This window comes from Achromobacter sp. GbtcB20 (genome assembly GCF_019091095.1).
GTDB classification, from domain to species: domain Bacteria; phylum Pseudomonadota; class Gammaproteobacteria; order Burkholderiales; family Burkholderiaceae_B; genus Achromobacter; species Achromobacter mucicolens.
Window position 1 is genome coordinate 101,114 of sequence record NZ_JAGXJZ010000012.1, and the last position, 18,424, is coordinate 119,537.

General features: G+C 65.9%; 17 protein-coding genes. 7 read left to right on the top strand and 10 right to left on the bottom strand.

Annotated features, from left to right (window positions below; all coding sequences use genetic code 11):
* The first annotated feature begins 9 nt into the window (after positions 1 to 9).
* A complete protein-coding gene (locus tag KVT32_RS16905) occupies positions 10 to 702 on the top strand; it encodes a cytochrome b/b6 domain-containing protein (protein WP_056320020.1) in 693 nt (230 codons plus the stop codon).
* Between the two features lie 78 nt (positions 703 to 780).
* On the opposite strand, the gene KVT32_RS16910 is transcribed toward KVT32_RS16905, so the two are convergent.
* Both KVT32_RS16910 and purB read right to left on the bottom strand, forming a co-directional pair.
* The gene (locus KVT32_RS16910; RefSeq protein ID WP_056322645.1) at positions 781 to 1,239 is read right to left on the bottom strand and encodes a cytochrome c; all 459 of its coding nucleotides are present in this window, start codon (positions 1,237 to 1,239) and stop codon (positions 781 to 783) included.
* Between the two features lie 58 nt (positions 1,240 to 1,297).
* The gene (gene purB / locus KVT32_RS16915; RefSeq protein WP_062838459.1) at positions 1,298 to 2,674 is read right to left on the bottom strand and encodes an adenylosuccinate lyase; all 1,377 of its coding nucleotides are present in this window, start codon (positions 2,672 to 2,674) and stop codon (positions 1,298 to 1,300) included.
* 162 nt (positions 2,675 to 2,836) lie between these two features.
* Here purB and KVT32_RS16920 point away from each other — a divergent pair, with 162 nt between their 5' ends.
* On the top strand, positions 2,837 to 3,448 hold the full coding sequence (locus KVT32_RS16920; protein ID WP_056322638.1) for a glutathione S-transferase: 612 nt from the start codon (positions 2,837 to 2,839) through the stop codon (positions 3,446 to 3,448).
* 79 nt (positions 3,449 to 3,527) lie between these two features.
* On the opposite strand, the gene KVT32_RS16925 is transcribed toward KVT32_RS16920, so the two are convergent.
* The 3 genes from KVT32_RS16925 to KVT32_RS16935 form a co-directional block, all read right to left on the bottom strand.
* Positions 3,528 to 4,346: a sulfite exporter TauE/SafE family protein gene (locus tag KVT32_RS16925; protein ID WP_056322636.1), complete on the bottom strand. Its 819-nt coding sequence runs from the start codon at positions 4,344 to 4,346 to the stop codon at positions 3,528 to 3,530.
* Between the two features lie 84 nt (positions 4,347 to 4,430).
* Complete coding sequence (gene mnmA, locus KVT32_RS16930; RefSeq protein ID WP_217618551.1) at positions 4,431 to 5,549, bottom strand: tRNA 2-thiouridine(34) synthase MnmA; 1,119 nt, start codon at positions 5,547 to 5,549, stop codon at positions 4,431 to 4,433.
* A gap of 7 nt (positions 5,550 to 5,556) precedes the next feature.
* On the bottom strand, positions 5,557 to 6,483 hold the full coding sequence (locus KVT32_RS16935; RefSeq protein WP_056322630.1) for a LysR substrate-binding domain-containing protein: 927 nt from the start codon (positions 6,481 to 6,483) through the stop codon (positions 5,557 to 5,559).
* A 238-nt stretch (positions 6,484 to 6,721) separates the two neighbouring features.
* Here KVT32_RS16935 and KVT32_RS16940 point away from each other — a divergent pair, with 238 nt between their 5' ends.
* The 5 genes from KVT32_RS16940 to KVT32_RS16960 all read left to right on the top strand — a co-directional run bounded on the left by KVT32_RS16940 (position 6,722) and on the right by KVT32_RS16960 (position 11,721).
* Positions 6,722 to 7,711 carry a tripartite tricarboxylate transporter substrate binding protein gene (locus tag KVT32_RS16940; RefSeq protein ID WP_056322627.1) on the top strand — a complete coding sequence of 330 codons (990 nt, stop codon included), beginning with the start codon at positions 6,722 to 6,724 and terminating at the stop codon, positions 7,709 to 7,711.
* A 68-nt stretch (positions 7,712 to 7,779) separates the two neighbouring features.
* On the top strand, positions 7,780 to 8,655 hold the full coding sequence (locus KVT32_RS16945; protein WP_152383842.1) for an N-formylglutamate amidohydrolase: 876 nt from the start codon (positions 7,780 to 7,782) through the stop codon (positions 8,653 to 8,655).
* Positions 8,656 to 8,846: 191 nt separating this feature from the next.
* The gene (locus KVT32_RS16950; RefSeq protein ID WP_056322621.1) at positions 8,847 to 9,965 is read left to right on the top strand and encodes a Re/Si-specific NAD(P)(+) transhydrogenase subunit alpha; all 1,119 of its coding nucleotides are present in this window, start codon (positions 8,847 to 8,849) and stop codon (positions 9,963 to 9,965) included.
* Between the two features lie 2 nt (positions 9,966 to 9,967).
* Positions 9,968 to 10,285, top strand: a complete 318-nt coding sequence (locus KVT32_RS16955; RefSeq protein WP_006224972.1) for an NAD(P) transhydrogenase subunit alpha — start codon at positions 9,968 to 9,970, stop codon at positions 10,283 to 10,285.
* Positions 10,282 to 11,721, top strand: coding sequence for an NAD(P)(+) transhydrogenase (Re/Si-specific) subunit beta (locus KVT32_RS16960; RefSeq protein ID WP_056322618.1), 1,440 nt, complete (start codon positions 10,282 to 10,284; stop codon positions 11,719 to 11,721). The genes KVT32_RS16955 and KVT32_RS16960 overlap by 4 nt, the downstream gene beginning before the upstream one ends.
* A gap of 25 nt (positions 11,722 to 11,746) precedes the next feature.
* Here the strand turns inward: KVT32_RS16960 and glcF are convergent, their stop codons facing one another.
* The 5 genes from glcF to aroG all read right to left on the bottom strand — a co-directional run bounded on the left by glcF (position 11,747) and on the right by aroG (position 18,370).
* Positions 11,747 to 12,982 (bottom strand): glycolate oxidase subunit GlcF, encoded by a 1,236-nt coding sequence (gene glcF / locus KVT32_RS16965; protein ID WP_142049902.1) that lies wholly within the window; start codon positions 12,980 to 12,982, stop codon positions 11,747 to 11,749.
* Positions 12,983 to 12,988: 6 nt separating this feature from the next.
* On the bottom strand, positions 12,989 to 14,095 hold the full coding sequence (glcE, locus tag KVT32_RS16970; RefSeq protein WP_175156848.1) for a glycolate oxidase subunit GlcE: 1,107 nt from the start codon (positions 14,093 to 14,095) through the stop codon (positions 12,989 to 12,991).
* A 12-nt stretch (positions 14,096 to 14,107) separates the two neighbouring features.
* Positions 14,108 to 15,607 carry an FAD-linked oxidase C-terminal domain-containing protein gene (locus KVT32_RS16975; protein WP_175156847.1) on the bottom strand — a complete coding sequence of 500 codons (1,500 nt, stop codon included), beginning with the start codon at positions 15,605 to 15,607 and terminating at the stop codon, positions 14,108 to 14,110.
* A 177-nt stretch (positions 15,608 to 15,784) separates the two neighbouring features.
* Positions 15,785 to 17,194, bottom strand: coding sequence for an FAD-binding oxidoreductase (locus tag KVT32_RS16980; protein ID WP_217618552.1), 1,410 nt, complete (start codon positions 17,192 to 17,194; stop codon positions 15,785 to 15,787).
* Positions 17,195 to 17,296: 102 nt separating this feature from the next.
* Positions 17,297 to 18,370, bottom strand: coding sequence for a 3-deoxy-7-phosphoheptulonate synthase AroG (gene aroG / locus KVT32_RS16985; RefSeq protein WP_152383839.1), 1,074 nt, complete (start codon positions 18,368 to 18,370; stop codon positions 17,297 to 17,299).
* Positions 18,371 to 18,424: the final 54 nt, after the last annotated feature.

Genomic DNA, 18,424 nt, shown 5'->3' on the forward strand with positions numbered 1-18,424 from the left:
GATCTCAACATGCAGAACAATCGTCTCGCGGTCCGTATCTGGGACCTCCCCACCCGACTCTTTCACTGGGCCCTCGTCGTCTGCATCGTCGGCGCGTTCGTCAGCGTCAAGATGGGCGGCCTGTACATGGACTGGCACGTGCGTTTCGGCTGTACGGCGCTGGGTCTGATCCTGTTTCGCCTGATCTGGGGCTTTGCCGGACCGCGCTATGCCCGCTTCGCGCATTTCGTGCGCGGCCCGGGCGCCGTGGTCCGCTACCTGAAGGGCGCCGCCGCGCCCGCCGGCCACAATCCGCTGGGCGCGCTGTCGGTCATGGCCTTGCTGCTGGTCGTGGGCTTTCAGGCAGTCAGCGGCCTGTTCACCACCGACGACATCATGACGCAGGGCCCCTTGTTCGGGTATGTCTCGGAAGCCACCGCCAGCGCGATGACGTCCTGGCACAAGCTCAACGAGTGGGTCATCATCGGCCTGGTCGCGTTGCACCTGCTGGCCGTCATCTGGTATGCGGTCGTGCGCCGCAAGCGTCTGGTGCGCGCCATCATCACCGGCAACGTCGACGCCAAGGATGTCCCGGCCGGCACGCCGCCCGCGCAGGATGGGCTGGCGGTCTGGCTGCGCGCCCTGGTGCTGGGCGCCTGCGTGACGGGACTGGTGCTGTGGATACGATCGCTCGAGATCGTGTCCGACATGTCCTTCTCCTGATCGCGCACCCATGAAAAAAGCCCCTTGACGGGGCTTTTTGCTTGGTGGGCGGCGGACCGGCACGGCCGGCCCGGCACCTTACTTCTTCTTGCGGTACGCGTCGTGGCAGGCCTTGCAGCTGGCGCCCACGTCGCCGAAAGCCGCGCGCAGCTTGTCCAGATCGCCTGCGTCGGCAGCCGCCGACAGCTTCACGATGTTGTCCTGAAACGCCTGCTGCTTCTGCTTGAAGCCCGCGGCATCGCTCCAGATTTCCGGACGGGCGTCGCCGCCTTCCGTACCCGGACCGAAACCCGCCCAAGGCAATGCCGACAGCGTCTTCAGCACATCGACGTTGGCCTTGATCTGCGCGGCGTCGTAGGGCGCCTGGCCCTTGACCACCGGCGCCATGCGGCCAAAGTGCGAGCCGATCAGCGAGAGCGCCGACTGGCGGTACTTGACCGCATCTTCGGGCTTGGCGAATTGCGCGGAGGCGGACGTCGCCAGCAGCGGACCCACCGTCATACAGGCCAGCGCTGCGAGCGTGGACAACTTCTTCATTGCGATCTCCCGTAGGTACAACGTGAAAGCCGCGCGCATGACGCGCGCGGCACGGCGACTATACCGCCCGGGCCAGCTCGGCCGCCAGGCCGATGTAGGAGCGCGGGGTCATCGCCAGCAGGCGGGCCTTGGGCTCTTCAGGCAGCGCCAGGCCCTGGATGAATTCTCGCAGGGCCTCTTCGGTAATGCCCTTGCCGCGCGTCAAGGCCTTGAGCTGTTCGTAGGGCTGCGGCAGACCGTAGCGGCGCATGACGGTCTGCACCGGTTCGGCCAGCACTTCCCAGCACGCGTCGATATCGGCGTCGATGGCGGCCGTGTTGACTTCCAGCTTGCCCAGGCCGCGCATGCAGGCATCCCATGCCACCAGGCAGTAGCCCAGGCCCACGCCCAGGTTGCGCAGGACGGTGGAATCGGTCAGGTCGCGCTGCCAACGGGAAATGGGCAGCTTGTCGGCCAGATGGCGCAGTACGGCGTTGGCCAGACCCAGGTTGCCTTCGGAGTTTTCGAAGTCGATCGGGTTGACCTTGTGCGGCATGGTCGACGAACCGACCTCGCCTTCCTTCAGGCGCTGCTTGAAGTAGCCCAGCGCCACATAACCCCAGATGTCGCGATCCAGGTCCAGGATGATGATGTTGGCGCGGGTGATCGCATCGAACAGCGCGGACATCCAGTCATGCGGCTCGATCTGGATGGTGTGGCGGTTCTGGGTCAGGCCCAGCCCGGACAGCACGCGCTTGCTGAATTCGGGCCAGTTGATTTCCGGATAGGCGGACAGGTGGGCGTTGTAGTTGCCGGTGGCGCCGTTCAGCTTGGCCAGGGGCTCGACGGCCTCGACGGCGGCGATGGCGCGGTTCAGGCGCGCGGCCACGTTGGCGAATTCCTTGCCCAGCGTGGTCGGGCTGGCCGGCTGGCCATGCGTGCGCGACAGCAGCGGCTGGTCGGCGTTGGCGATGGCCATTTCATTCAGCTTGGCGGCCACTTCGCGCAGGCGCGGCACCACGACCTGGTCGCGGGCGCGCGACAGCATCAGCGCGTGCGAGGTGTTGTTGATGTCTTCGGACGTGCACGCGAAGTGGATGAACTCGGCCGCGCGGGCCAGTTCGGCGTCATCGGCGACCTTTTCCTTCAGCCAGTATTCAACGGCCTTCACGTCGTGGTTGGTGACGCGCTCGATCTCCTTGATGCGGCCGGCGTCGGCCTCTGAGAAATTGGCGACCAGCTGAGCCAGACGCGCGCGGGCGCCCTCGGAGAAGGCCGGCAGCTCGGGCAGGCCGGCGTCCGACAGCGCGATCAGCCAGGCGACCTCGACTTCGACGCGGTGCGCCATGAAACCGGCTTCGGACAGCAGACCGCGCAGCGCGTCGCCCCGGGAAGCGTAGCGGCCATCCAGTGGCGAAAGGGCATTAAGTTGGCTCAGCTGATCGGCGATTTGCATGGTCTGGTAGAGAAAAAACGACGGATGGGAAAACCCGGCGATTTTATCATCCGGGGCGGCCCGACATTGTGGCAAACTGACGAAGATTCCGCCCTGCGGACAATTCCGGCCGTCATACAGCCTGCTATACTTCGGCCGCTTTCCGACTCCGCTTGTGACTCCATGAAACTGATCGGCTCGCTTACCAGTCCCTACGTGCGCAAAGTGCGTATCGTCATGGCCGAGAAAAAGCTGGACTACCGGCTTGAACTCGAAAACGTCTGGTCCGCCGACACGCAGATCCAAACGTACAACCCGCTGGGCAAAGTTCCTTGCCTGGTCATGGAAGATGGCGGCGCCCTGTTCGACTCGCGCGTCATCGTCGAATACCTGGACACCCTGTCTCCTGTCGCCCGGCTGATTCCGCAGCCCGGACGCGACCGCGCAGCCGTCAAGTGCTGGGAAGCCATCGCCGATGGCCTCCTGGACGCGTGCGTGACCATCGTCAAGGAAAACCAGCGCCCCGAAGCCCAGCGCAGCCCCGAATGGATCGAGCGCCAGTACGGCAAGATCCACGCCAGCCTGGACGCCATGAACAAAAGCCTGGGCGACAACGCGCATTGCATGGGCATCAACTACAGCCTTGCGGACATCGCCGTGGGCTGTGCCCTGGGGTATCTGGACCTACGCTTCCCCTCGCTGGACTGGCGCACTGGCCAGCCCAACCTGGCCCGCCTGTACGACAAGCTGTCTCAACGCCAGTCGTTCATCGACACGGTGCCCAAGACGGCCTGACGCCTCAACAAAAACGCCCGGCATGGCCGGGCGCTCGCTTTTACCGGCCGCTTTCCGCGGCCGGTTTTCATTTACGCGATCAAACCGTCCAGGTCTGCCAGGCCTTGAACAGCATGTAGGCCGCCAGCGCAAACAGCAGTGCGGCGAACACGCGCTTGAGCGTCTGAACCGGCAGGCGATGCGCCATGCGCGCCCCCAACGGCGCGGTCAGGACACTGGTGCAGACCAGCGCCAGCAGCGCCGGCCAATAGATGAAGCCGAGCATCCCCGGATAGGTCTGGGCCTCGTTCAGGCCCGAGACGACATAGCCCACGCTGTTGGCCAGCGCAATCGGAAAGCCCAGCGCCGCCGACGTCGACACCGCGTTGTGCAGGGCCACGTTGCACCAGACCATGAACGGGACCGACAGGAACCCGCCCCCGGCGCCGACCAGGCCCGACAGAAAGCCGATGCCCGCGCCGGCCGCGCTGGTGCCGACAACGCCCGGCATCTGCCGCGTGGGCTTGGGCTTCTTGTTGCGCAACATGCTCCAGCCGGAATACCCCACGAACAGGGCGAAGAACAGCGACAGCCACAACGTGCTCAGCGCCGCAAACACCGCGCCGCCGGAAAGCAGCCCGCCGACGATGATGCCCGGCGCCATCGCGGCGACGATGCGCCACTTGATGGTGCCTCGCTGCTGGTGGGCCCGGACGCTGGAGATGGACGTAAAGAGGATCGACGTCATGGACGTGGCGATCGCCGCATGCACGACCAGATCAGCCGGCATTTTCTGCCAGGTGAACAGCATCGTCAGGAACGGCACCAGCAGCATCCCGCCGCCAATGCCAAGCAGGCCCGCCGCAAAGCCCACCACGCCGCCCAGGACCAACAGGCAGATCACCATCGTCACATCCACAACCCTCTCCTCGCTTTTATTGTCATGAACAAGGCCCCACGGATATTGCACCCGGGGGCCTTGGTTACGTGCGGCAGGGCATTCCTAAAGAATGATCCCGCCGCCCAGGCAAACCTCGCCATCGTATAGCACGGCCGACTGGCCGGGCGTCACCGCCCACTGGGGGTCGGTAAATTCCAGTGAAAAAATCTCTTGCGCCGCGTCGGCCAGGCGGCACGCCGCATCGGCCTGCCGGTAACGCGTCTTGGCGCCGTAGACGCCGGCGGCCGGCGGGCGGCCCGCCACCCAGCTCGCGTCCTGCGCCTTCAAGTTGCCGGACAGCAGCCACGGATGGTCGTGCCCCTGCACGACGTACAGCACGTTGCGCTCCAGGTCCTTGCGGGCCACGTACCAGGCCTCGGCCGTGCCGTCCTCCCGTTGCCGGCCCTTCACGCCGCCCACGCCCAGCCCCTTGCGCTGGCCCAGCGTGTAAAACGACAAGCCTTCGTGGCGGCCCACTTTCTGCCCTTCGGGCGTCAGGATGGGGCCCGGCTCAGTCGGCAGGTAGCGGTTCAAAAATTCCCGGAACGGGCGCTCGCCGATGAAGCAGATGCCGGTGGAATCCTTTTTGGCGGCATTGTGCAGGCCGATCTCGTGCGCGATGCGGCGCACTTCGGTCTTGTGAATCTCGCCCAGCGGAAACAGCGTGCGCGACAACTGCGCCTGGTTCAGCCGATGCAGGAAGTAGCTTTGGTCCTTGGAAGCGTCCAGCGCCTTGAGCAGCTGGAACTGCGTGCCGCCGCCCTCGGCTGGCACTTCGCGCACGCGCGCATAGTGGCCGGTCGCGATGTGCTCGGCGCCCAGCGCCATGGCGTGGTCCAGGAATGCCTTGAACTTGATTTCGGCATTGCACAGCACGTCGGGATTGGGCGTGCGGCCCGCGGAGTACTCGCGCAGGAACTCCGCGAACACGCGGTCCTTGTATTCGGCGGCGAAGTTGACGAATTCGAATTCCACGCCGACCAGATCGGCCACGCTGGCGGCGTCCAGCAGATCCTGGCGGGTGGAGCAGTATTCGGAATCGTCGTCGTCTTCCCAGTTCTTCATGAACAGGCCGACGACCTCGTAGCCTTGCTGCTTGAGTAGCCACGCGGTGACCGAAGAATCGACCCCGCCGGACATGCCGACGACAACGCGGCCTTTCTTGGTGGATGTTTGACTCATGATGCGGCTATTTTAGATCGGACACGGCGTCTTCCCGCGGCTGGGGCTCGGCGGCGCGGGACACTTCCATCAGCCAGGCCCGGAAGGCCTGCAAGGTGGGCAGATTGGCCTTTTGCTCGGGATAGCACAGGTAGTAGCCCATGCGCGCCCGGATCGGCAGCTGGATGGCGATAGCCAGCTTGCCGTCGCGCAGTTCGTCCTCGATCAGGCAGCGCGGGATCAGCGCCACGCCAAAGCCCGCGGCGGCTGCCTGCGACAGCAACGCGTATTGGTCGAAACGCGCGCCTTCCAGGCTGCGGCGCGTGTCGCAACCGGCCTGCTCGAACCAGTCGCGCCAGCCCTCCAGGGCCGACGTATGGTGCAGCAGCGGATAGGCCAGGAGCGCTTCGGGCGACGTGCACCCGCCCGGGATCAGGCGGGGACTGCAGACGGGAAGAATCTCGCGGCCGACGATGTAATCGGCCCCGCTGCCGGGCCACAGGCCCTCGCCGAAGCGCACGGCGGCGTCCAGCTCCGGCGTGGAGAAGTCGTAGCCCTGGCGGTGCGGCAGGAATTCGACGTGGATATCGGGACGCAAGCGCATGAAGGCGGTCAGGCGCGGAATCAGCCAGCGCGCGCCGAACGTGGGCATGCAGGTCAGGTTCAGCGTGCCGCCCCGCCCCTGATGCGCAATCAGTTCGACGGTGGCCGCTTCGATCTGGCCGAGACCGGCCTGGATCTTGGCCAGGTAACTGCGGCCCGCTTCGGTCAACACCAGGCCTTGCCTGATTCGCAGGAATAGTTCGACGCCAACGAACTCCTCCAGATGTTTCACCTGTTTACTCACCGCGCCCTGCGTCACGCACAATTCCTGCGCAGCGCGCGTGAAACTGCTGTGCCTGGCGGCGACTTCAAAGGCCTGAAGATCGGTTAAAGAGGGACAGAAACGCCTCATTTGCAGCCCCCACCCGTCGTGGGGCTCCCTTGCCCTCGCGGGCGTGACGGCGACACAGGATGCACGGCGAATGTTACGTAAAAGTAACCGCGGCGAAGCCCTGCCGAGTAAGAGGTATGAAAAAAAGTCATAGCTTACGGAGAATCTTTCGTTTGCGCAAACCCGCCCGCCAGGAAAGAATCGTCGGGTTTGCGACTGCTTTCATGCAGCTGCTTTCCATTCATTAGTAGGGGAATTCATGCAACGCCGTAATGTAGTTCTGGGCCTGTGTGTCGCTGCCGCGACCCTGGCCACGCCGCTGACCTCGGGTATCGCGCACGCTGAAGACGCGTACCCCAGCAAGCCCATCCGCCTGATCGTTCCCTTCCCGCCCGGCGGCACCACCGACATCGTCGGCCGCCTGTTCGCCGACAAGCTCGGCAAGGAACTGGGCCAGACCGTCGTCGTGGAAAACCGCGGCGGCGCCGGCGGCTCGATCGGCAGCGCGTTCGTCGCCAGCAGCGCGCCGGACGGCTATGTCCTGGGCATTGCCACCGTCAGCACGCACGGCATCAACCCGGCCATCTACCCGAACCTGCCGTTCGATGGCGAGAAGGACTTCACGCCCGTCTCGAACCTGGCCGCCGTGCCGAACATCATGACCATCAACCCGAAGGTCCAGGCCAAGAACATCGCCGAGTTCATCACGCTGGCCAAGAGCCAGCCGGGCAAGCTGACGTACGCGTCGGCCGGCAACGGTTCGGTCTCGCACATGATGGGCGAACTGTTCAAGATGGCGTCGGGCACCGACCTGATGCACGTGCCGTACCGTGGCGTTGGCCCCGCGCTGAACGACGCGCTGGCCGGCCAGGTCGACGTCATGTACGACAACCTGCCCTCCACCCTGCCGCACGTGCAGTCCGGCCGCCTGATCGCCATGGCTGTCGCCGCCCCGCAGCGCGTTGCCGCGCTGCCTGACGTGCCCACGTTCGCCGAAGCCGGCCTGCCCGCCGTGAACGACGCGTCGTGGTTCGGCCTGGTCGCCCCGGCCAAGCTGCCCGCCCCCGTGCTGGCCAAGCTGAACGCCGCTGTCCAGAAGGTCAGCGCCGAAGAGGACGTCAAGAGCCGCCTCGCTGCCCTGGGCGCTTCGCCCGCGGCCAACACCTCGGCCGAATTCGGCGCGCAGATCTCGGCTGAAATCGCCAAGAACAAGCGCATCGCCAAAGAAGCCAACGTGAAGATCGACTAACCGGTCTTCGGTCCTCGCGCGCCGCCGGCACGCGAGGACCTCCGATTCACGAACGCAGTACCCCCCCTATGCGAATTACCCAACCCCTGTCCTACCGCCTCGACCTTCCGCAGCAATACCCCGATTCGGATATTTCGGCCCCCCTCGTGCTGGATTCCCCGCACAGCGGCACCGCCTACCCCCCCGATTTCGCTGCCGCGGTGGACTTTGGCGCATTGCGCACCGCCGAGGACACCTGGGTTGACGATCTGTGGGGCGACGCCATCGAGATGGGCGTGCCGATGATTGCCGCGGCCTTCCCGCGCGCCTACATCGACGCCAACCGCGCCCGCGACGAAATCGACGAACTGCTGCTGGACCAGGCTTGGCCTGACGCGCTGAATCCTTCGCCCAAGGTCAAGCTTGGCAAGGGCCTGATCTGGCGCATGCTCGATGACGGCACGCCGCTGTACGACCGCAAGCTGACGGTCGAGGAAGTGCGCCACCGCATCGACGCCTGCTGGGCGCCCTATCACGCCGCACTTGGCCAGGTGCTGGACAACGCGCATCGCAAGTTCGGCAAGGTCTGGCACATCAACTGCCATTCCATGCCCAGCGTCGCCGGTGAATTCGCCACCGACCGCCCCGGCCTCGTCCACCCCGATTTCGTGCTGGGCGATCGCGACGGCAGCACCAGCGACCCCGCCTTCCGCGAATTCATCGCAGCCTGGCTGCGCGAGCGCGGCTACGACGTCACCGTGAACGATCCCTACAAGGGCGTGGAACTGGTGCGCGCGTTCGGCCGCCCGCAAGAAGGCCGCCACAGCCTGCAGATCGAAATCAACCGCAAGCTCTACATGGACGAAGTGTCGCTTCGCCCCACCGAAAACTATGGCCGCCTCAAGGCCGATCTGCGCGACCTCACCCGCGCGCTGATCAACTGGACGCGCGCGCAGACGGCTTGACGCCGGACGTCTGTTCGCCGGCGCCGGCCAGCGACGTGTTCATACCGGCCGGCGCATTCGGGTTGCAAGACCCCTGCCCCATGGTTCGCCATGGGGTTTTTTTTGCCCGCGCGAGATGCGGACAAACGGGGGAAGCGTCAGAGCGCACATTCCGTGTATAACTACGGCGAACCTTCTGAGGAGAGGCGTCGATGCACATCGGGATACCAAAAGAAACCCGAGACGGGGAAACCCGTGTCGCAGCAACACCGGAGACCGTCAAGAAGTACGTGGGCGGCAAGCACACCGTCGTCGTGGAGCGTGGTGCGGGCGCCGCGGCCCGCTATCCCGACGATGCCTACGTTGCCGCGGGCGCCACGCTAGGTTCCGCTCAGGATGCCCTGGGCGCCGATCTGGTCATGAAGGTTCGCGCGCCCTCCCCCGAAGAATTGCCGCACATGAAACCGGGTACGGTGGTCATCGGCATGCTCGATCCCTTCGACGCCGAAGGCCTGGCGCAGCTGGCCGCTGCCGGCCTGACCGGCTTTGCGCTGGAAGCCGCGCCGCGCATCACCCGCGCCCAAAGCCTGGACGTGCTGTCCTCGCAGGCCAACCTGGCCGGCTACAAGGCCGTGCTGCTCGCCGCCCATCACTACGGACGGCTGATTCCCATGATGATGACGGCCGCCGGCACGCTGAAGGCCGCGCGCGCGGTCATCCTGGGCACTGGCGTCGCAGGCCTTCAGGCCATTGCCACGGCCAAGCGGCTGGGCGCCGTGGTCGAGGCGTCGGACGTGCGCCCCGCGGCCCGCGAACAGGTCGAATCGCTGGGCGCCAAGTTCATCGACGTGCCCTTCGAAACCGACGAAGAACGCGAGATCGCACAGGGCAAGGGCGGCTACGCGCGCCCCATGCCCCCGGCCTGGATGGCCCGCCAGGCGGCGCTGGTGTCCGAACGCTGCAAGCAGGCCGACATCGTGATCACCACGGCGCTGATTCCCGGCCGGCCCGCCCCCATGCTGGTTTCGGCGGAAACGGTCGCGGCCATGAAGCCCGGCTCGGTGCTGGTGGACCTTGCCGTCGAACGCGGCGGCAACTGCCCGCTTTCGGAGAAAGGCCGCATCGTCGAAAAGCACGATGTCACGATCATCGGGCTGACCAACCTGCCCGGCCTGGTCGCCACCGACGCCTCGGCGCTCTATGCACGCAACATCCTGGATTTCCTGAAGCTCATCATCAATGCGGACGGCGCGCTGGCGATCCAGCGCGACGATGAAATCGTGGCGGCCTGCCTGGTGTGCGAAGGCGGCAATGTGACGCGGAGGACGTAACCATGGAAGCGATCAATCCCACCCTGATGAACCTCATCATCTTCGTGCTGGCCATCTACGTCGGCTACCACGTCGTCTGGAACGTCACCCCCGCCCTGCACACGCCGCTCATGGCAGTCACCAACGCCATTTCCGCCATCATCATCGTCGGCGCGATGCTGGCCGCCGCGCTGACCGAAGGCGGACTGGCGCGCGGCATGGGCGTCTTTGCCGTGGCGCTGGCCGCCGTGAACGTCTTTGGCGGATTTCTCGTGACGCGGCGCATGCTCGAGATGTTCAAGAAAAAGGACCGCAAGCCGGGCAAGGAGGAAGCGAAATGATCTCGCTGAACCTCGTCACGCTGCTTTACCTGATTGCCTCGGTCTGCTTCATCCAGGCGCTCAAGGGCCTGTCCCATCCCACCACCTCCCGCCTGGGCAACGCCTTCGGCATGGCCGGCATGGCGATCGCCGTGGTGACCACCGCGGCGCTCATCGTGGGCCTGGCGCGCAGCGGCACGGCCACGATCGGGCTGGGCTGGGTCGTGCTGGGGCTGCTGGTCGGCGGCTCGATCGGCACGCTGATGGCCAAGCGCGTCGAGATGACCAAGATGCCCGAACTGGTCGCCTTCATGCACAGCATGATCGGCCTGGCGGCGGTGGCGATCGCGGTGGCCGTCGTGGCCGAGCCGCACGCCTTCGGCATCGCGCCGCCCGGCATGGCCATCCCCACCGGCAACCGCTTTGAACTGTTCATCGGCACGTTCGTGGGCGCCATCACGTTCTCAGGCTCCGTCATCGCCTTCGGCAAGCTGTCCGGCAAGTACAAGTTCCGGCTGTTCCAGGGCGCGCCGGTGGTGTTCGCCGGCCAGCACATGCTGAACCTGGCGCTGGCGCTGGCGATGCTGGGCTGCGGCGTCTGGTTCATGCTCACGCAGGAATGGACGCCCTTCATCATCATGACGCTCATCGCCTTCGTGCTGGGCGTGCTGATCATCATCCCGATCGGCGGCGCGGACATGCCCGTGGTGGTGTCGATGCTGAACAGCTATTCCGGCTGGGCGGCGGCGGGCATCGGCTTCTCGCTGAACAACCCCATGCTGATCATCGCCGGATCGCTGGTGGGCTCGTCGGGCGCGATCCTGTCCTACATCATGTGCAAGGCGATGAACCGCTCGTTCTTCAACGTGATCCTGGGCGGCTTCGGCGGCCAGGCGGGCGGCGCCGCGGCCGCTGGCGACACGCCGCAACGCAGCGTCAAGTCGGGCAGCCCGGATGACGCGGCGTTCCTGATGACCAACGCCGAAAGCGTGACCATCGTGCCGGGCTATGGCCTGGCCGTGGCGCGCGCGCAGCACGCGCTGAAGGAACTTGCCGAAAAGCTCACCGAGCGCGGCGTGACCGTCAAGTACGCGATCCACCCGGTTGCGGGCCGCATGCCCGGCCACATGAATGTGCTGCTGGCCGAGGCCGAAGTGCCGTACGACCAGGTCTTCGAAATGGAAGACATCAACAGCGAGTTCGGGCAGACCGACGTGGTGCTGGTGCTGGGCGCGAACGACGTGGTCAATCCCGCCGCCAAGAACGATCCAAAGTCGCCCATTGCGGGCATGCCCATCCTGGAGGCCTACAAGGCGCGCACGGTCATCGTGAACAAGCGCTCCATGGCCTCGGGCTACGCCGGCCTGGACAACGAGCTCTTCTACATGGACCGCACGATGATGGTCTTTGGCGATGCCAAGAAGGTGCTCGAGGACATGGTCAAGGCCGTCGAATAGGCGGCGCGCCAGCCGCCGCGCGGGCCTAGCCCTGCGCGGCGCGGCGCAACTGCTCGTCCACCACCTCGACCCAATGCCGCACCGGCGTGTCGGTGCCGCTTTGCAGATGGCCGATGCAGCCGATGTTGGCCGACAGGATCACATCGGGACTCGCCGCCGCAATGGCGCCCAGCTTGCGGTCGCGCAGCTCAAGCGCGATGTCCGGATTCAATACCGAGTACGCGCCGGCCGACCCGCAGCACAGGTGCTTGTCGGCAAACGGCTGCAGTTCAAAACCCAGGTCGGCCAGCAACTGCTCGGACAACGGCCGCAAGCCCTGCCAGTGCTGCAAGGTGCATGGCGGATGAAAGGCCGCCCGCATGCCCGCCGGCAGCCGCGCGCGCAGCAGCCCGGCATGCGGCGCAACGATTTCGGCCACGTCCTTGACCAGCGCCACGATGTCCGCGGCCTTTTGCGCATAGGCCGCATCGTGCCGCAGATGGTGCGCGTATTCCTTGACCATGGCGCCGCAGCCCGACGCGTTCATCACGATGGCCTCGACCTTGCCGTCCTGAACCAGGGGCCACCACGCGTCGACGTTGGCGCGCATCTGCGCCACGGCTTCGTCCTGCGCATCCAGATGGAAACTGACCGCGCCGCAGCAGCCGGCGCCCGGCGCAATGCGCGCGCCGATGCCAACGGCATCCAGCACGCGGATGGTGGCGGCGTCGATGGTGGGCATCATGGCCGGCTGCACGCAGCCGGCCAGCATCAGCACCTGCCGTGCGTGCTGCCCCACCTGGGGCAGCGGCCCCGCGTCGCGGCGTTCCGGCACCTTGCGCCGGAGCGCCTGCGGCAGCAGCCCGCGCAGGCTCTGGCCCAGCCGCATGGCGGGCGCGAACATCGGCGACAGCATCGCCTTGCGCAGCAAGGTGCGCCGGGTTCTATCGCCCCATGACCGCTCCACGCGCTCGTCCACGATCTTGCGGCCGATATCGACCAGATGGCCGTACTCGACCCCCGACGGGCAAGTGGTCTCGCAGTTGCGGCAGGTCAGGCAGCGGTCCAGATGCTGCTGCGTGGACTGCGTCGGTTCCTTGCCTTCAAGGACCTGCTTGATGAGATAGATGCGGCCGCGCGGGCTGTCCAGCTCGTCGCCCAGGACCTGGTAGGTCGGACAGGTTGCCGTGCAGAATCCGCAATGCACGCAGCGGCGCAGGATGGCGTCCGCCTCGTTGCCCAGATCGGTGCCGCTAGCCCAGGATGCCAGATTGGTTTGCATGATGTCCTACAGCTCCAGGACCAGGCGGCCGGGGTTGAACAGGCCGGCGGGATCAAGTTCCTGCTTCAGCCGGCGGGTGATCGCGCCAATGCCCGGCGCGAGCGGGTGAAACACGCCATCGGCCGGCGGCGCGGTGTCCGCAGGCCGGAACAGCGTGGCATGGCCGCCATGCTGGGCCGCCACGTCGCGCAGTTGGGCCGCATCGTGCGGGCCGCTCAGCCATCGCTGCCCCCCGCCCCACTCGATCAGCGTCGGCCCCAACTCGAGGTCGGCCGTGGTGGGCGGCAAGGCAAGACGCCACAAGGGCTGCCCGGGCGAAAAGAACGCGTGGGTCTGCTCGCGCAGCGACTGCCACCACGCCGCCGCGGCCTCGGGCGCCATCAGGTCGCCGCCGATCAGCCCTCGGGCGCTGGCGAGCGCGGGCGGCGCGCCCGACAGACGCACCATCGTCATGCCGTCGGCCCCACCGCTTTCGCTTGTCCAGCTCGATGCGGAGATCGGCAACGGCTTGCCGCGCCAGAAGGCAAAGTTCACCAGCGCCTGCGCCTGCGTGGCGGGCAGCGTCAGCGTAATCTCTTCCATCGGCTTGGGCACGACCTTGAGCGACACCTCCAGGATGGCGCCGAAGATGCCGTGCGAGCCGGCCAGGAGGCGCGACACGTCATAACCCGCCACGTTCTTCATGACCTCGCCGCCGAAGGACAGGATGCGCCCTTCGGAATCCAGCAGTTGCGCCCCCAACACAAAATCCTTCAAGGCGCCGGCGCTCATGCGGCGCGGCCCCGACAGGCCGGCAGCCACGCAGCCGCCCACGGTCGCGGTGGACGCGAAATGCGGCGGCTCGAAGGCCAGCATCTGGCCGTGCTCGGCAAGCGCGGCTTCCAGTTCGGCCAGCGGCGTGCCGGCGCGCACGGTCACCACGAGTTCGGACGGGTGATAGCTGACGATGCCGCGGTAAGGCGTCATGTCCAGCAGGCAATGGCCATCCTGCGGCCTGACCGGACGATAGTTGCCGTAGAACCGCTTGCTGCCGCCGCCCATCACGAACAGGGGTTTGTGACCGGCACGCGCCGTCATGACCTGGTCGCACAATTCCGACAGGACAAAATCCATAAGGGATACGTCCTAGAAACGGGCGAGATCGGGGAAGCGCAATTCTCCCGCATGGACGTGCATCTTGCCGTATTCGGCGCAGCGAGCCAGCGTGGGGATGACCTTTTCAGGATTGAGCAGGCACGGCGGATCGAAGGCCCGCTTGACTGCCAGGAACGCGTCGAGTTCTTCGCGAGAGAATTGCACGCACATTTGATTTATTTTCTCCATTCCCACACCGTGCTCTCCAGTCACGGTTCCTCCCACCTGCACGCACAGCTCAAGAATGGCCGCACCGAATTTTTCGGCGCGTTCCACCTCGTCCGGCTTATTCGAATCGAACAGGATCAGCGGGTGCAGATTGCCGTCCCCGGCATGAAAGACGTTGGCGCATCGCAGGCCGAATTCGTCTTCCATCTGTTCGATGGCGCCCAGCACGCGCGCCAGATGACGACGCGGAATCGTGCCGTCCATGCAGTAGTAATCGGGCGACACACGCCCCGCGGCGGGAAACGCGTTCTTGCGTCCCGCCCAAAATTTCAGCCGTTCGGCCTCGGACGCCGACACCTGGCAGCGCGTGGCGCCAGCCTGGCGGAACACCGCTTCCATCCGCGCGATCTCGTGCGCCACCTCTTCGGGCGTGCCGTCCGATTCGCATAGCAGGATGGCCTGCGCATCCATGTCGTAGCCCGCACGGACAAACGGTTCCACCATGTGCGTCGCGCGGCGGTCCATCATTTCCAGGCCAGCGGGGATCATGCCCGCCGCGATCACCTGCGTGACCGCATTGCCCGCGGCCTCGACGCTGGAAAAACTGGCCATGACCACCTGCTGGCACGCCGGCTTGGGGATGAGCTTGACGGTCACTTCGGTGACCACGCCCAGCATGCCCTCGGATCCGATGAACACCGACAGCAGGTCCAGCCCTGGCGCATCGGGCGCGTGCGATCCCAGTTCGACCACATCGCCGTCTATCGTGACCACGCGCACGCGCAGCACGTTGTGCACCGTGAGGCCGTACTTCAGGCAATGCACGCCGCCGGAGTTTTCCGCCACGTTGCCGCCGATGGAGCACGCAATCTGGCTGGACGGATCCGGCGCGTAGTACAGCCCGTAGGGCGACACCGCTTCGGAGATGGCAAGGTTGCGTACGCCGGGTTCGACGATGGCGGTCGCGCTGGCCAGGTCGATATGCTTGATGCGGTTGAACTTGGACAACCCGAGCAGCACGCCCCGGCTGTGCGGCATGGCGCCGCCCGACAACCCGGTTCCGGCGCCCCGCGCCACGATCGGCGCATTCAGACGCTTGCACACGCGCATGATGGCCTGCACCTGCGCTTCGGTTTCGGGCAGGGCAACCACCGCGGGTATGGAGCGGTAAAGGGATAGGCCGTCGCACTCGTAAGGACGTGTGTCCTCTTCGCGATACAGCACACAGTGCGCGGGCAGCACGGCCGACAACGCCTCGATGAGCTGTTGCTGCGAATAAGGCGCCTGCACTTGTGCCAAGCCAGTTTCGACCAGTGAATTCATGAGCGCAACAATAGCGCGAGTGCCCCGGTTAATCAGGCCGGGATTTACCCGCACCTGACGTATTTACGGGGCTTGGCGGCCGATGCATACGTAACCGACCGTAAACCGGGCAGGCGCCTGTCGCTTAAATGCAGCAGGGGTGCCCAAGCGAGGCGGCGCTGCCGCCCCGCCCGCCGTTTACCAGGAAACGATCTTGCCCGGATTCAGGATGTTGTTCGGGTCGAAGGCGTGCTTGAGGCTGCGCATCAGGTCGAGCGCGTCGCCGCCATGCTCTTCGGCCATGAACTGCATCTTGTGCAGGCCGACGCCGTGTTCGCCCGTGCAAGTGCCGTCGGCAGCGATGGCCCGGCGCACGAGATTGTGGTTGATGGCTTCCGATTCCTGCCACTCCTGCGGGCTATCGGCATCCAGCAGCATCAGCACGTGGAAGTTGCCGTCGCCCACGTGGCCGACGATCGTGTACGGAAAGCTTGCGCGGTCCAGTTCCTCGACGGTGTCGCGCACGCAATCGGCCAGGCGCGAGATCGGCACGCAGACGTCGGTGGTGCTGGCGCGGCAGCCGGGACGCAATTGCAGGCCCGCGAAGTACGCGTTGTGGCGCGCGGTCCAGAGACGGCTGCGGTCTTCGGGACGCTCGGCCCATTCGAAGTCCATGCCGCCGTGCTCGGCCGTGATGGCCTGCACGGTTTCCGCTTGTTCTTGCACACCGGCCGGACTGCCGTGGAATTCAAACACCAGCAGCGGCGTCTCGCGCAGGGTCAGCTTGCTGTGCAGGTTGACGGCGCGAACGCTCGCGGCGTCCATGAACTCGACACGCGCGATCGGCACGCCCATCTGGATGATTTCGATCACGCTTTGCACCGCGGCGTCCAGCGTCGGGAAATTGCAGACCGCGGCGGACACGGCTTCGGGTTGCGGATACAGGCGCACCGTGACTTCCGTGATGATGCCCAGCGTGCCTTCGCTGCCCACGAAAATGCGCGTGAGATCGTAGCCGGCCGACGACTTGCGGGCGCGGCCCGCCGTACGGATGATTCGGCCGTCCGCGGTGACGACGGTCAGCGACATGACGTTCTCGCGCATCGTGCCGTAGCGCACGGCGTTGGTGCCCGAGGCGCGCGTGGCGGCCATGCCGCCCAGGCTGGCGTCGGCGCCCGGATCGATCGGGAAGAACAGGCCCGTGCTGCGGATTTCTTCGTTGAGCTGCTTGCGCAGCACGCCGGCCTGCACCGTGGCGGTCAGGTCTTCGGCGTTGATGGCCAGGACCTTGTTCATCTGCGACAGGTCCAGGCTGATGCCGCCCTGGATGGCGAGAATGTGGCCTTCCAGCGAAGAACCGGCGCCGTACGGAATCAGGGGAACGCGATGCTCGTTGCACACCTTGGCGACGTACGCCACGTCTTCGGTGGACTGCGCAAACACCACGGCGTCAGGCAGCATGGCCGGATAAGGCGATTCGTCGCGGCCGTGATGCTCGCGAACGGCGGCCGATTCCGACAGACGGTCGCCAAAGTGCGCGCGCAGCGCATCCAGGCAGGCGGCCGGCACCGCGCGGCGCAACGATTCGGCGTGCAAGGGAGCGTTCATGATCTCGTGGTTTCCCGGGTTCGATAATCCGAATATTCTACGCCGCCCCGCGTGCTGCGCCGCACACCCCGCCAGGCGCGGGGCGCGCGGCGCGCATCCTCTTCATTTGCCGGAGGTCAGCGCGACGCGGCGGCGTTCACGCACGGCCTGCGCCAGGCGCTCCAGCACAGCGACCGAAGCGTCCCAGTCGATGCAACCGTCGGTGATGCTTTGGCCATACACCAGGGGCTGGCCCGGCACCATGTCCTGGCGGCCGCCCAAGAGGTGGCTTTCGACCATGACACCGACCAGGCGGGCATCGCCGGCTTCCATCTGGCGCGCGACGTCCTCGACGACGAGCGGCTGGTTCTCGGGGTTCTTGCTGCTGTTGGCGTGGCTGGCATCGACCATGATGCGTTGCGCGAGACCGGCCTTGGACACGTCCAGGCAGGCGGCGTCAACGCTGGCGGCGTCGTAGTTCGGGGTCTTGCCGCCACGCAGGATCACGTGGCAGTCCTCGTTGCCGGCGGTGGACACGATGGCCGAATGGCCACCCTTGGTCACCGACAGGAAATGGTGCGGCTGCGAGGCCGCCTTGATGGCGTCGACGGCGATCTTCACGTTACCGTCCGTGCCGTTCTTGAACCCCACCGGACACGACAGGCCGGACGCCAGTTCCCGATGCACCTGGCTCTCTGTCGTGCGCGCCCCGATCGCCCCCCAGGAGACCAGATCCGCGATGTACTGCGGCGTAATCATGTCCAGGAACTCGCATCCCGCCGGCAGCCCCATGCTGTTGATGTCCAGCAGCAATTGACGGGCCACGCGCACCCCCTTGTTGATGTCGAAGCTGCCATCGAGGTCGGGATCGTTGATAAGCCCCTTCCAGCCCACCGTCGTGCGCGGCTTCTCGAAATAGACGCGCATCACGATTTCCAGGTCCGCGCTCAGGCGGTCGCGCACGGGCTTCAGGCGCTTGGCGTATTCGATGGCGGCACGCGTGTCGTGAATCGAGCACGGACCGATCACGACGATCATGCGGTCGTCCATGCCGTGCAGGATGCGGTGCATGCCTTGCCGCGCGGCGAAGACGGTCTCGGACGCCTCCTTGGTGCAGGCGAACTCGCGCATCACGTGCGAGGGCGGATTCAGTTCCTTGATTTCTCGAATACGAAGGTCATCGGTGTTGTGCGACACGGTACTGCTCCTGGGTTGCCCGCCATGGCGGCATAAAAAAAGCCGCCAGATTCG